Raw genomic sequence first — 14,004 nt, forward strand, 5'->3', positions numbered from 1 at the left:
GCGGGAATTCCCCGCGGGCCGCCGTACGTTCCCTCATCGGCCGCCCTGGCCCCGCGTTCGACAGGCGGTGGGGAGCCGAGGCGGCCGAGTGTCAAAGGCTCGCGTACCGCGACGGGCGGCCACCTCGATGGCGACCGCGCCCTGCCCGCCCGCTCACCTTCCGCCGACTCGCTGCGACGGCGCTGTCGCGGCCGAAGGCAGCCCCTCAACCGCTGCCGTGCCCCCGGCCGCTCACTCCCAGTCCCACCCGATCCCGACGATCCCCGTCCGCACCCGTGGTTCCACGAGGTGGACCGAGCGGTGCAGGCCGCTCAGCGGGAGGGACTGCCTGCCGCTGCGGGGGGCGGCCGCCGAGTGCTGGCTGAAGCGGTGGCAGCGCACGGGCAGGGCGCGTTCGTCGAAGCGCACCTGGAGGGCGTACTGACCGCCCGCGGCGCGGAAACCGCGGACGTACTCGGTGCAGACACCGGCCGTGCCGTCGTCGAAGCCGTAGCGGAAGAGGAACGTGTCGCCACTGCGCAGCCGGGTGTCGAAGAGGAGTTCGGCGACGAGGACACCGGTGTCGCGGTCCCAACGCACCCGCCCGCTGCGGCAGTTCTCCAGCGCACGGACGCCCATCCGCTCCGGGGCACAGCCCGGGTCGCCGTGGTGGACGGCCACATAGCGGTCCACGCCGTCCTTGTGGGCGCGCACGATGTGCTGGGACTCGCGGCCCAGCAGCTCCCGGCAGGCGCCGACGCGGACCCGCTCGTGATGGCCGACGGTGTGCACGCCGCCGTCGAGCGGCACCTCCAGGTCGGTGAGGAGCCGTTCCAGGACGCCGGAGGCCTCCACGACGGAGCGGTAGGAGCGGCCGGAGGGGCGCTCCGGGACGGAGTGCTCGTCGGCCTGCGCGAGCAGCCGGATCAGCGACTCGTCCGGGAGCTGGAGGATCTCCTCCAGGGCCCGCACGGCCCGCAGCGACTCGGGGCGCTGCGGACGCCGGGCGCCCTGCTGCCAGTAACTGAGGCTGGTGACACCGACCTTGACCCCGTACCGCGACAGATGGTGCTGCACGCGCTGCAGCGGCAGTCCGCGGGCGGCGATCGCGGCGCGCAGCGCGACATGGAAGGGGCCGCCCCGCAGGACCGACTCCAGCTCCGCCGCGACGACGTCCGTGGCGACGTCCGCGACGACGTCCGTGGCGTCGCCCGTGACCGTCGCGACGTCCGCGTGCTCTGTGGCGTGCCGCATGCAGGGGGCCTTTCTGTAGAGGAGTACGCGACGGCTGGTCGGACCGCGCGGGCCGATGGGGCGCCCGGAGGACGCTCGGAGACGGCCGTCCGTCTTCACATCCGTACGACGGCGTTCCTCGTCCTGAGTTCCCCCGCATTGAAGCGTGTTGACCAAGTCCCGACAACACCTGGTGCGTGACATGGCCGGACACCACCGCCAAGATCCTCAATGCGCCGGGCACCCGGGATTCGGCCCCAGCAGGTCCCGCAGCGCCTGTCCCGAGAGCTTCGACTTGTGAAGAAAACCCCGGGCGGGACTGGCGGCGACGAGTTCCTGGATGTCGTCCAGGGGATGCGTGGAGGTGAGGATGATGACGGACGAGGCGGTGCGCGCGAGCCTCGCCGCGAGCTCCAGTCCGCTCTCGCCGTTGAGGTCGATGTCCAACAGGACGAGATCAGGGGACAGTTCCGCGGCCCGTGCCAGCGCCTCCGCGCCCGTGGACGCCACGCCGACGACGCGGATCCCGTCGCGCTCCAGCAGCGTGCGGGCAGTCTCCAGGAACCGGGCACTGTCATCGACGATGAGACAGCGCATGGACATGGTCACAGCCTCCCAAGGTGGTCATGGGCACACATTCCGGCTAGCGGGTAAGTGTCGGCGCCGCCGGATTCCGGTTAGCGGGAATGTGCTGAAGTCCTTTGCCGAATCAACGGGTTCTCTCTCACCCAGGGAATCGAACGCAACACGACGAGTAGCATGTCGCTGCCCTGGGGGCCGTGTCGTCCGGTCGAGTGGGGGTGTGCGATGAAGATGCCGCGCCGGGACCTCGGAAGAAGCCGTGTCCGCCGTGCCCTGCTGTCGGGCGTGGCGGTGGCCGCGCTGCTGCTGTCCGGATGCAGTGGCGGCGGAGACAGCCGGGCGGGCGAGGGGGACAGGACGGCGGGCGACACGACCTGCGACGGGAAGATCGACGGCACCGCCCACATCACGATGTGGTTCCACGCCGGGCAGAGCGGTGAGCTGACCACGCTGCGCAGCCAGGTCAAGGAGTTCAACAAGTCCCAGCGGCAGGTGCGGGTCGAACTGGTCACCCTGCCCGAGCAGCGCCCGTACACCGAACTCGTCCTGTCCGCGGCGGCCAGCGGCGACCTGCCCGACCTGCTCGACTTCGACGGCCCGAACCTCTACAGCTACGCCTGGTCCGGCACCCTCAAGCCGATCGACTCCTGCGTGCCCGCGAAGACCCGCGGCGATCTGCTGCCCTCCATCCGCCGGCAGGGCACGTACGACGGGAGGCTGTGGGGCGTGGGCACGTTCGATTCCGGACTCGGTCTGTACGTACGGCCGTCGGTGCTCAAGGAGGCGGGGGTGCGCATCCCGAAGGGCGTCGACGACGCCTGGACCGCCGACGAGCTGACGGAGATCCTGCGCGAGCTGCGCGCGGCGGGCTACGAGGCGCCGCTGGACCTGAACATCACCGACTCCAAGCTCGCCGACGAGTGGAACACCTACGCCTTCGCGCCGGCCGTGTGGTCGGCCGGGGGCGATCTCATCGACCCCGAGGAGTTCCGCACGGCCGACGGGTTCCTCAACGGTCCGGAGTCCGTCGGGGCGCTCACCACCCTGCAGAAGTGGGTCGAGGAGGGATACGTCGACAAGGACAGGGACAAGGACAAGAGCGCGTTCGTGAAGGGCCGCAGCCCCATCTCCTGGATGGGGCACTGGAAGTACGGCGAGTTCAGCGAGGCGCACCCGGGTGACGTGGCGATCGTGCCGCTGCCCGACTTCGGCACGGGTACCGTCACCGGCATGGGTTCCTGGCAGTGGGGCATCCCCTCCGGGGGCGCCGACGGCGACGCGGTGTGGCGTTTCCTGGAGTATCTGTTGCAGCCGGAGCAGGTGGTCAGGATGAGCGAGGCCAACGGCGCGATTCCGGCCACGGAGCGAGCGGTGAAGCTCTCCCCGCTGTACGACGAGGACGGCGCGGAGCGGCTGTTCATCGAGCAGCTGCGCAGCGGGGTCGCCCGGCCCAGGCCGCAGACACCGGCGTACCCGGCGGTCACCGTCGCCTTCTCGCGTGCGGTCGCCGACATCGTCTTCGCGGGAGCGCCCGCCGAGAAGACGCTCGACGAGGCGGTCGAGGCCATCGACCAGGACCTCGCCGCCCACGACGGCTACCCGAAGAGCGGACCATGACCCACGCCGCCGGCCCCCGGCCAAGCACTCCGACCGGCCGGCCCGGCGCTTCGAGGACACCGGGCCGTGCCCTGTCGGCGTTTCTGCTGTGCATGGCCCTGCTCCTGGCGGGCTGCGAAGCGGGCGGCAACGGCGGCGAGGACACCCGGCGCAGCTCCGACGCGACCTGCGACGGGCGGATCGACGCCCCCGCGCAGATCACGATGTGGTTCCACACACCGGCCGCGCGCGGCGAACTGGAGGCCGTGCGCGCCCAGGTACGGGCGTTCAACACCTCCCAGGACGAGGTGAAGGTCCGTCTCGTCCGCCTCCCGGAAGGCGACTACGACGACCTGGTCCGCACGGCGGCGGCCGACGGCGAACTGCCCGACCTGCTCGACTTCGACGCCCCGAAGCTTTTCAGCCACGCCTGGGCGGGCGACCTCCGTCCGATCGACTCCTGCGTACCCGAGGCGCTGCGCGCGGACCTGCTCCCCTCCGTCCTCGAACAGGGCACCTACCGGGGCAGGCTGTGGGGCCTCGGCACGTTCGACTCCGGACTCGGCCTCCACGTACGGCCGTCGGTGCTCAAGAAGGCGGGCGTACGCATCCCGAAGGGCGTCGGCGACGCCTGGACCGCCGACGAGTTCACCGGCATCCTGAAGAAACTGCGCACCCTGGGCTACGAGAGGCCGCTGGACCTCCATATGCCGTGGGCCGGCACCGAATGGGGAACGTACGGTTTCGCGCCGGCCGTGTGGTCGGCGGGCGGCGACCTGATCGAACGCTCCACCTATCGAACGGCCGACGGAGTGCTCAACGGGCCGCGGTCGGTCGAGGCGTTGACGACGCTGCAGGGCTGGGCGAAGGCGGGATACGTGGACGCGAACAAGGACTTCGGGGCCTTCCGGAAGGGCAGGAGCCCCGTGTCCTGGACCGGCCACTGGTGGCACCGGGGCTACGCCGAGGCCCACCCGGGCGACGTCGCGATCGTGCCGCTGCCCGACTTCGGCACGGGCACCGCCACCGGGATGGGCTCCTGGCAGTGGGGCATCCCCGCGGGCACCGCCGACGGCGACGCCGTCTGGCGCTTCCTGGCATTCCTGCTGCGCCCTGACGAGATCCTGCGCATGACCGACGTCAACGGCGGGATACCCGCCACCGGCACGGCCGTCGAACGCACCGAGGCGTTCGCCGAGGGCGGCCCCGCGCGGCTCTACATAGAACAACTGCGCGACGGCACCGCCCGCCCCCGGCCGCAGACACCCGCCTACCCGGCGATCACCGAGGCGTTCGCCCGGGCGTTCGCGAAGATCATGCGGGGAGCGCCTGTGCAGCCCACCCTCGACGAGGCGGCGCGTGCCGTCGACAAGGACCTGGCGGACCACAGCCACTACCCGCCGACCGGACCGTGAGGCCCGGCCGTGCTCCGCCCACCGTCCCGCGGACGAGTCCCCGCCCCGCGCCCCACCGTGGCGCGAATCCGCCGCCGCACCGCGACCGTGGGCACCGTCCCGTTCCTGGCCCGGCTGCGCGTCGGCCCCAAGCTGATGCTGCTCGTCCTGCTGCCGGTCACCGTCCTGCTGGCCTTCACGGCCTTCACCACCGTGACCCAGTGGGAGGAGGCGCGGACCCTGCGCGACTTCGACACCGCGATCGAGGTGTCGTTCGCGACCGGCGAGGTCGCGGGCGCCGTCGCACGCGAGCGGATCGCCGCGGTCGAGGCCCGGCTCAGCGCCGAACCGGACACCCTGCGCGGCCGGTCGGAGGCCCAGCGGATCACCGACGACGCGCTGCGGCGGGCCTTCGACGAAGCCGTCGGTCGGCCGGAGTCCGATGTCGCCGGGGGCCTCGACGCCGTACGCCGGCAACTGCACGCACTCCGGGTGCAGACGGGCACCGGCTCGCTGGACGCGCAGACCGTGGCCCAGCGGTACGAGGTCATAGAGAACACCCTCCTCGACATCGTCGCCGCCCTCGAATCCGGGCGCCCCACCAGGGCCGCGGGCCGCGCGGCCGACGCCCACATCGCGATGCTGCGGGCCATCGCCGCCGCCGAGAGCGAGAGGGCGGAACTCGCCATCCTGTTCCACGCGCCCGCCGAGGGGCGCGCCACCGCGGCCGCAGGCCGCTGGACCGAACTGGAGAAGGCCCAGCTGAGGGCGTTCCGGCAGACCACGTCGGACGAGCTGAAGGCCGAACTGCACACCGCGATCTTCCAGGCCGCCGGACGCGAGGTCCGCAAGGCCCGCGACCTGCTCGCCGACACCGACCCCCGGCCCACCGACTGGCCCTCGTACGACAGCTGGCTGTCCGACTCCGAGCGGTACGTCGACGCGTTGCGCGGCATTCAGGACCGGGCCGCCCGGGAACTGGCCGTGACCGCCGAGCGCGACCTGCGCACCACCCGCGCCCAGGCCTTCACCGAACTGGCCGTCTCCCTCGGTGTCCTGGGCCTCGTCACCCTCCTCGCGCTGGCCCTGCGCCGCTCCATCACCCGCCCCCTCGGCCAGGTCTCCGAGGGCGCCCGCGCCCTGTCGGACGGCGACCTCTCGTACGACATCCGCTACGCGGGACGCGACGAACTCGGGGACGTCGCCGACACGTTCCGTGAGCTGCGGGTGACCAGCGAGCGGCTGGCCGACGAGATCCGGGCCATGAACACGGCCATCGACGCCGGCCGGCTCGAACACCGGGCCGACGTCGACTCCTTCGACGGCACCTGGGCCCAGCTGCTGGGCGGCATGAACGGCACGATGTCCTCCTTCGCCGCCGCCCACGGCCGGCGCAGAAGGGCCGAGCAGGAGCTGGAGGGCATCTTCAACCTCTCCCTGGACCTGCTGTGCATCAGCAGCGTCGACGGCTACTTCCTGCGGGTCAACCCGGCCTTCGAGCGCACCCTGGGCCATCCGGCCGAGACGCTGACCTCCCGGCCGTTCCTGGAGTTCGTCCACGAGGAGGACCGGGACAGCACCCGGGAGGCCATCGCGCTGCTGGCGAGCGGCGCCGAGCTCGCCGAGTTCGAGAACCGGTACGTCCGCGCCGACGGCACCGACTGCTGGCTGCAGTGGAGCGCCCGGCCCGTCCCCGAGGAAGGACTCATCTACGCCGCCGCCCGCGACGTCACCGAGAGCCGCCGGGCCTCCCTCGAACAGGCCGCGCTGCGCCGGGTCGCCACCGCGGTCGCGCGCGGTGTGCCGCCGTCCGACGTGTTCACGAAGGTGGCGGAGGAAGTGAGCTCCCTGCTGGGCACGGCCTCGGCCGTCCTGCGCTACGAGCCCGACGGCGGCACCACACTCCTCGGGACCGCGCAGGCGCGGGTCGACGCGACCGCCGACGCCGCCCGGATGGCGCGTCATGAGGCGGCGCGGAAGGCGATCGAGGAGGTGGCCCGGACCGGGGCCGCGGCCCGGTCGGGCACGTCCGTGGGTGCCCCCATCGTCGTGGACGGCAGGCTGTGGGGGGTGGTGGTGGCGGCCTCCCTCCTCGACCCGCTGCCCGACGGCACGGAGTCCCGGCTCGCCGACTTCACCGAACTGATCGCCACCGCGATCGCCAACGCCGACAGCCGGGACCAGCTGACCGCCTCACGTGCGCGCGTGGTGGCCGCCGGGGACGCCTCCCGGCGCCGCATCGAACGCGATCTGCACGACGGCGTCCAGCAGCGTCTGGTCTCCCTCCAACTGGAACTGCGGATGACGCAGACCCTGGTGACGGACCACTCCTCGGAACTCGCCCAGCAGCTGGACCACCTGGGCAAGGGCCTCGACGGCGCCTTCCAGGACCTGCTCCAGATAGCCCGGGGCATCCACCCGTCCGTCCTGTCCAAGGGCGGCCTGGGCCCAGCCCTGCGCGCCCTGGCCCGCCGATCCGCGATCCCCATGGAACTCGACCTCGCCCTGGCCGGCGCCCGCTTCCCCGAACAGGTGGAGGTGGCCGCGTACTACGTCACCTCCGAGTGCCTCACCAACGCCGTCAAGCACGCGCGCGCGAGCGTGGTGACCGTGGCGGCTCTGGAGCGTTCGGGCGTGCTGGAGCTGGTCATCCGCGACGACGGCGTCGGGGGAGCGGAACCGGACAAGGGTTCGGGGCTCATCGGGCTCATCGACCGGGTGGAGGCGATCGGCGGCCGGCTGACCGTGGCCAGCCCGCCGGGCGGCGGTACGACGCTGAGTGTGCGGCTGCCGGTGACCGCGCCCGCGGCGGCCGTGGACGTCCCGCCGCTTGGCTGACCGCCCGGAGCGTACGCGGGTGAGGCCCGTTCAAGGGGGGAGTCCGGGACTCGGTACGGGCGTACGTTCCGGGCGGTCGGGTCGGACGGCGGAGACGGCCGTCCGGCTCTGGGAGCAGGGGACGACCTGCCGGCTCTCGCCCGAGACGGCCGGTCAGCCCGTGACTGCACTGCTTCGAGCATGGTGCGTAAACGTTCCGGTGTCGTCATGGCCCTCCCCCAACTAGGCTTCCGGCTAGCCGTAAGACCCATGTTCAGGCAGGCTGTTGGGACAAACGGGACAGGTCGGGCAAGGGGGAGACCGAGACCATGGAGGCCGATCAGCATCCGGTGCGTGGGCGGGTGGTGCTCGCGGACGACGACGTGCTGCTGCGGGAGGGGCTGGCGAGCCTCTGCGAGCGCGTCGGCTACGAGGTGGTGGGCCAGGCCGGGGACGCCGGCGGGCTCATGGAGATCGTCGAGAGCGAGCTTCCGGACATCGCGATCGTCGACATCCGGATGCCGCCGACGCAGTCCACGGAGGGGTTGAAGGCCGCGCGGGAGATCCGGGAGCGGTATCCGGCGGTCGGGATCCTGGTGCTGTCGGCGTTCGTCGAGGTCGAGGACGCTTTGGAGTTGATGGCCGGGGGGCGGAGCATCGGGTATCTGCTCAAGAGCCGGATCACTGTCGTGGACGAGTTCCTGGAGACGCTGGACCGGATCCGCCGGGGTGGTTCGGTGGTGGATCCGTCGCTGGTGCAGGAGCTGGTGGCCGCGCAGCGGCGTGACGATCCGCTGTCGATGCTCAGCAATCGTGAGCGGGAGGTTCTCGGCCTGATGGCCGAGGGGCGGTCCAATGCGGGGATCGGTCGTCGGCTGTGGGTGACCGAGGGGACCGTGGAGAAGCATGTGCGGAGCATCTTGGGGAAGCTGCGGTTGCCCGAGGAGCCTGATGATCATCGGCGGGTTCTGGCTGTGCTGACGTTTTTGGAGACGCGTTAGAGCTCGGCGGGTGCGGTTGTTCGGCGGCCGCGGGTTGGTGGGCGGCTGGTCGCGCAGTTCCCCGCGCCCCTACGGGGCGCTGCCCCCTGGCTCTGTCCACAGGGCACCCCGTGTTGTCACTCCCCGCCAGTAGGGTGTGGAACATGGCCGATCCCTCCAGCTACCGCCCCAGTCCGGGACAGATCCCGGACTCCCCCGGGGTGTACAAGTTCCGTGACGAGCACCGCCGGGTGATCTACGTCGGGAAGGCGAAGAGCCTGCGTCAGCGCCTGGCGAACTACTTCCAGGACCTGGCCGGCCTCCACCCGCGCACCCGCTCGATGGTCACCACGGCCGCCTCCGTGGAGTGGACCGTGGTGTCCACGGAGGTCGAGGCGCTGCAGCTGGAGTACTCCTGGATCAAGGAGTTCGACCCCCGGTTCAACGTCAAGTACCGCGACGACAAGAGCTACCCGTATCTCGCCGTCACCATGAGCGAGCAGTACCCCCGCGTGCAGGTGATGCGCGGTCACAAGAAGAAGGGCGTCCGGTATTTCGGGCCGTACGCGCACGCGTGGGCGATCCGCGACACCGTCGACCTCCTGCTGCGCGTCTTCCCCGTCCGCACCTGCTCGGCCGGCGTCTTCAAGAACGCGGCCCGCACCGGCCGCCCCTGCCTCCTCGGCTACATCGGCAAGTGCTCGGCCCCCTGCGTCGAACGGATCTCCGCCGAGGACCACCGCGAACTGGCCGACGAGTTCAGCGACTTCATGGCCGGACGGACGGGCACATACATCCGCCGTCTCGAAAAACAGATGATGGACGCGGCCGAGGAGATGGAGTACGAGCGGGCCGCCCGGCTGCGCGACGACATCGAGGCCCTGAAGAAGGCCATGGAGAAGAACGCGGTCGTGCTCGCCGACGCGACCGACGCCGACCTGATCGCCCTCGCCGAGGACGAGCTGGAGGCGGCCGTCCAGATCTTCCACGTCCGCGGCGGGCGGGTGCGCGGCCAGCGCGGCTGGGTCACCGACAAGGTCGAGGCCGTCACCAGCGGTGACCTCGTCGAACACGCGCTCCAACAGCTCTACGGCGAGGAGACCGGCGACTCCGTCCCCAAGGAGGTCCTCGTCCCGGCGCTGCCCGACCCCGTCGGGCCCGTCCAGGAGTGGCTCACCGGGCGGCGCGGGGCCAATGTCTCCCTGCGCATCCCACAGCGCGGCGACAAGAAGGCGCTCATGGAGACCGTCGCGCGCAACGCCCAGCAGTCGCTCGTCCTGCACAAGACCAAGCGCGCCTCCGACCTCACCACCCGCTCCCGCGCCCTGGAGGAGATCTCCGAGGCCCTCGACCTGGACAGCGCCCCCCTGCGGATCGAGTGCTACGACATCTCCCACCTCCAGGGCGACGACGTCGTGGCCTCCATGGTCGTCTTCGAGGACGGGCTGGCCCGCAAGAGCGAGTACCGCCGCTTCCAGATCAAAAGCTTCGAGGGCCAGGACGACGTCCGCTCCATGCACGAGGTCATCACCCGCCGCTTCAGGCGGTACCTCGCCGAGAAGGAGAAGACCGGCGAGTGGGTCGACGACTCCGACCGGTCCGGCGACTCCGGCGACGGTCTCGGCGGCCCCGCAGGCGGTCTCAAGGACGACGACGGCCGCCCCAAGCGCTTCGCCTACCCGCCCCAGCTCGTCGTCGTCGACGGCGGGCAGCCACAGGTCGCCGCCGCCCGGCGGGCCCTCGACGAACTGGGCATCGACGACATCGCCGTGTGCGGCCTCGCCAAGCGCCTGGAGGAGGTCTGGGTGCCCGGCGAGGACGACCCCGTGGTCCTGCCCCGCACCAGCGAGGGCCTCTATCTGCTCCAGCGCGTCCGCGACGAGGCCCACCGCTTCGCCATCACCTACCAGCGCACCAAGCGGGCCAAGCGCTTCCGGGCGAGCCCCCTGGACGACGTGCCGGGCCTCGGCGAGGCTCGCAAGCAGGCCCTGCTGAAGCACTTCGGTTCACTGAAGAAGCTGCGTTCCGCGACGATCGACCAGATCTGCGAGGTCCCCGGCATAGGCCGCAAGACGGCCGAGACGATCGCCGCGGCCCTCGCCGAGGCGGCTCCAGCCGCACCCGCCGTGAACACGGCCACTGGAGAGATCATGGAAGAAGAGGAGCCCGGTACGACGGCGGACCCCTCGGGGGAGCCCGTGGCCGCGGGCGCCCCGGACCGGCGGCGAGGGCAGGAGACATGACCGAGCACGACGAGCGCCCAGAACTCCCGGAGCGCGCAGAGCGTCCAGAAGAACAGCACCGAGAGCACACAGCGGAGCGCGGGGAAGCCCACAGCGCGGCGGGCGACCACGCCTCGCAGCACCCAGCGCCACAGGAAGACGGAGCACACGTGAGTACGGGCATCGAAACACCCGGGGTCCCCGAGGCGGCCATCCCCGAGCTGGTCATCATCTCCGGCATGTCCGGCGCCGGACGGTCCACGGCCGCCAAGTGCCTGGAGGACCTCGGCTGGTTCGTCGTCGACAACCTGCCACCCGCGCTGATCCCCACCATGGTGGAGCTCGGCGCCCGCTCCCAGGGGAACGTGGCCCGGATCGCGGTCGTCGTCGACGTCCGCGGTCGGCGCTTCTTCGACAACCTGCGCGACTCCCTCTCCGACCTGGAGACGAAGAACGTCACCCGGCGGATCGTCTTCCTGGAGTCCTCCGACGACGCCCTCGTGCGCCGCTTCGAGTCGGTGCGCCGCCCGCACCCCCTCCAGGGCGACGGCCGCATCACCGACGGCATCGCCGCCGAGCGGGAACTGCTGCGCGAGCTGCGCGGCGACGCCGACCTGGTGATCGACACCTCCAGCCTGAACGTGCACGAGCTGCGCGCCAAGATGGACGCCCAGTTCGCCGGCGACGAGGAACCCGAGCTGCGGGCCACCGTCATGTCCTTCGGCTTCAAGTACGGCCTCCCGGTCGACGCCGACCTGGTCGTGGACATGCGCTTCCTGCCCAACCCGCACTGGGTCCCGGAGCTGCGCCCGTTCACCGGCCTCAACGAGGAGGTCTCCGCGTATGTCTTCAACCAGCCCGGCGCCAAGGAGTTCCTCGACCGCTACACCGAGCTGCTCCAGATGATCGCCGCCGGCTACCGCCGCGAGGGCAAGCGGTACGTGACCATCGCGGTCGGCTGCACCGGTGGCAAGCACCGCTCGGTCGCCACCTCCGAGAAGCTCGCCGCCCGCCTCGCCTCCCAGGGCGTCGAGACCGTGGTCGTGCACCGGGACATGGGGCGCGAGTGACCGGACGTACCGCGTCGCGGCTGAGCAGGCTGCGTCGGGTCACCCCCGAGGGCCGCGAGGGCAGGCCCGTCGAGGCACGTGGGGCCAGGCCGCGCCGCCGGGGTGCCCAGCCCAAGGTCGTCGCGCTCGGCGGCGGCATGGGCCTGTCCGCCTCGCTCGCCGCACTGCGCCGGATCACCGGCGACCTCACCGCCGTCGTCACCGTGGCCGACGACGGCGGCTCCAGCGGACGCCTGCGCGACGAGCTGGGCGTGCTGCCGCCCGGCGACCTGCGCAAGGCGCTCGCCGCGCTGTGCGGCGACGACGACTGGGGCCAGACCTGGTCCCGTGTCATCCAGCACCGCTTCCAGTCCAAGGGCGATCTGCACGAGCACGCGGTCGGCAATCTGCTGATCGTCGCCCTGTGGGAGCAGCTCGGCGACCACGTCCAGGCCCTCGACCTGGTCGGCAGGCTGCTGGGCGCCCAGGGCCGGGTGCTGCCCATGTCGGCCGTACCCCTGGAGCTCCAGGCCCTCGTCAAGGGGCACGACCCGGCGCGCCCGGACGACATCGACACCGTACGGGGGCAGGCGACCGTCGCGCTCACGCCCGGCGAGGTGCAGTCCGTGCACGTCGTGCCGCACGACCCGCCCGCCGTGCCCGAGGCCGTCGCGGCGGTCCGCGACGCCGACTGGGTGGTGCTCGGCCCCGGCTCCTGGTTCTCCTCGGTGATCCCGCACCTTCTCGTGCCCGAACTGCTCGACGCCCTCACCGAGACCAAGGCCCGGCTCGTGCTGTCGCTGAACCTCGCCCCGCAGCCGGGAGAAACCGATGGCTTCTCCCCGCAGCGTCATTTGGAGGTTTTGGCACGACACGCCCCTAAACTCGCCCTGGACGTGGTGCTGGCCGACGAGGCCGCCGTGCCCGACCGCGATTCCCTGACCGACGCCGCCAAACGGTTCGGTGCCGCGGTCGAGCTGGCGCCGGTGGCCCGGACCGATGGATCTCCGCGGCACGACCCGGAGCTGTTGGCCGCCGCGTACGACCGTATTTTTCGGATGCATGGAAGGATCGGCCCATGGCGATGACGGCAGCGGTGAAGGACGAGATCTCCCGGCTACCCGTCACCCGGACCTGCTGCAGAAAGGCGGAGGTCTCGGCGATCCTGCGGTTCGCGGGCGGGCTGCACCTGGTGAGCGGGCGCATCGTGATCGAGGCGGAGCTGGACACCGCGATGGCGGCCCGCAGACTCAAGCGGGACATCCTGGAGATCTTCGGCCACAGCTCCGAACTGATCGTGATGGCACCCGGCGGACTGCGCCGCGGATCGCGCTATGTCGTACGGGTGGTCGCGGGCGGCGACCAGCTGGCCCGGCAGACGGGTCTGGTGGACGGCCGCGGCCGCCCCATCCGGGGCCTGCCCCCGCAGGTCGTCTCCGGGGCCACCTGCGACGCCGAGGCGGCCTGGCGCGGCGCGTTCCTGGCACACGGCTCGCTCACCGAGCCCGGCCGCTCGTCCTCCCTGGAAGTGACCTGCCCCGGCCCGGAGGCCGCTCTCGCACTGGTCGGCGCGGCCCGCCGGCTGTCGATCGCGGCGAAGGCCCGCGAGGTACGGGGCGTGGACCGGGTCGTCGTACGGGACGGGGACGCGATCGGCGCGCTCCTGACCCGGCTCGGCGCCCATGAGTCCGTGCTGGCGTGGGAGGAGCGGCGGATGCGCCGCGAGGTCCGGGCCACGGCGAACCGGCTCGCCAACTTCGACGACGCCAACCTGCGCCGCTCGGCCCGTGCCGCCGTCGCCGCCGGTGCCCGCGTGGGCCGCGCCCTGGAGATCCTCGGGGACGACGTGCCCGAGCATCTCGCGGCGGCCGGGCGGCTGCGCATGGAGCACAAGCAGGCCTCCCTGGAGGAGCTGGGCGCGCTCGCCGACCCGCCGCTCACCAAGGACGCCGTCGCGGGCCGGATCCGCCGGCTGCTGGCCATGGCCGACAAGCGCGCCTCGGACCTCGGCATCCCGAGCACCGAGGCCAGCCTCACCGAGGAGATGGCCGAGAACCTGGTGGGGTGACAGGACACCAGGTCAACTCGCCGGTGCCGACGCCCACTTGGGGCTGTCGGCACCGGCATTCGGCTTTCTGGGTAAATTCCGTGT

Annotated in this window: 10 protein-coding genes; 8 read left to right on the plus strand and 2 right to left on the minus strand. The window is 71.7% G+C overall.

The window, feature by feature from the left end; translation table 11 throughout:
• Nucleotides 1-231 precede the first annotated feature (231 nt).
• The gene (locus JIX56_RS35365) at nt 232-1,233 is read right to left on the minus strand and encodes a hypothetical protein (protein ID WP_257546646.1); all 1,002 of its coding nucleotides are present in this window, start codon (nt 1,231-1,233) and stop codon (nt 232-234) included.
• Nucleotides 1,234-1,440: 207 nt separating this feature from the next.
• Nucleotides 1,441-1,815, minus strand: coding sequence for a response regulator (locus tag JIX56_RS35370; protein WP_257546648.1), 375 nt, complete (start codon nt 1,813-1,815; stop codon nt 1,441-1,443).
• A gap of 204 nt (nt 1,816-2,019) precedes the next feature.
• Between JIX56_RS35370 and JIX56_RS35375 the strand changes: the two genes are divergently transcribed.
• From JIX56_RS35375 to whiA, 8 genes are all read left to right on the plus strand, one after another.
• On the plus strand, nt 2,020-3,411 hold the full coding sequence (locus JIX56_RS35375) for a sugar ABC transporter substrate-binding protein (protein WP_257546650.1): 1,392 nt from the start codon (nt 2,020-2,022) through the stop codon (nt 3,409-3,411).
• Nucleotides 3,408-4,805 (plus strand): ABC transporter substrate-binding protein, encoded by a 1,398-nt coding sequence (locus JIX56_RS35380; protein WP_257546652.1) that lies wholly within the window; start codon nt 3,408-3,410, stop codon nt 4,803-4,805. Before JIX56_RS35375 ends, JIX56_RS35380 begins: the two co-directional genes overlap by 4 nt.
• Nucleotides 4,806-4,940: 135 nt before the next feature.
• Nucleotides 4,941-7,622 carry a PAS domain S-box protein gene (locus JIX56_RS35385; RefSeq protein ID WP_257551301.1) on the plus strand — a complete coding sequence of 894 codons (2,682 nt, stop codon included), beginning with the start codon at nt 4,941-4,943 and terminating at the stop codon, nt 7,620-7,622.
• A 308-nt stretch (nt 7,623-7,930) separates the two neighbouring features.
• Nucleotides 7,931-8,602 carry a response regulator transcription factor gene (locus JIX56_RS35390; RefSeq protein WP_257546653.1) on the plus strand — a complete coding sequence of 224 codons (672 nt, stop codon included), beginning with the start codon at nt 7,931-7,933 and terminating at the stop codon, nt 8,600-8,602.
• A gap of 143 nt (nt 8,603-8,745) precedes the next feature.
• A complete protein-coding gene (gene uvrC / locus JIX56_RS35395) occupies nt 8,746-10,824 on the plus strand; it encodes an excinuclease ABC subunit UvrC (protein WP_257546655.1) in 2,079 nt (692 codons plus the stop codon).
• A complete protein-coding gene (gene rapZ, locus JIX56_RS35400) occupies nt 10,821-11,873 on the plus strand; it encodes an RNase adapter RapZ (RefSeq protein WP_257546657.1) in 1,053 nt (350 codons plus the stop codon). Before uvrC ends, rapZ begins: the two co-directional genes overlap by 4 nt.
• Nucleotides 11,870-12,940: a gluconeogenesis factor YvcK family protein gene (locus JIX56_RS35405; protein WP_257546659.1), complete on the plus strand. Its 1,071-nt coding sequence runs from the start codon at nt 11,870-11,872 to the stop codon at nt 12,938-12,940. Before rapZ ends, JIX56_RS35405 begins: the two co-directional genes overlap by 4 nt.
• Nucleotides 12,931-13,920: a DNA-binding protein WhiA gene (gene whiA, locus JIX56_RS35410; RefSeq protein WP_257546660.1), complete on the plus strand. Its 990-nt coding sequence runs from the start codon at nt 12,931-12,933 to the stop codon at nt 13,918-13,920. The genes JIX56_RS35405 and whiA overlap by 10 nt, the downstream gene beginning before the upstream one ends.
• Nucleotides 13,921-14,004: the final 84 nt, after the last annotated feature.

It is taken from the genome of Streptomyces sp. CA-210063, from assembly GCF_024612015.1.
GTDB lineage: Bacteria > Actinomycetota > Actinomycetes > Streptomycetales > Streptomycetaceae > Streptomyces.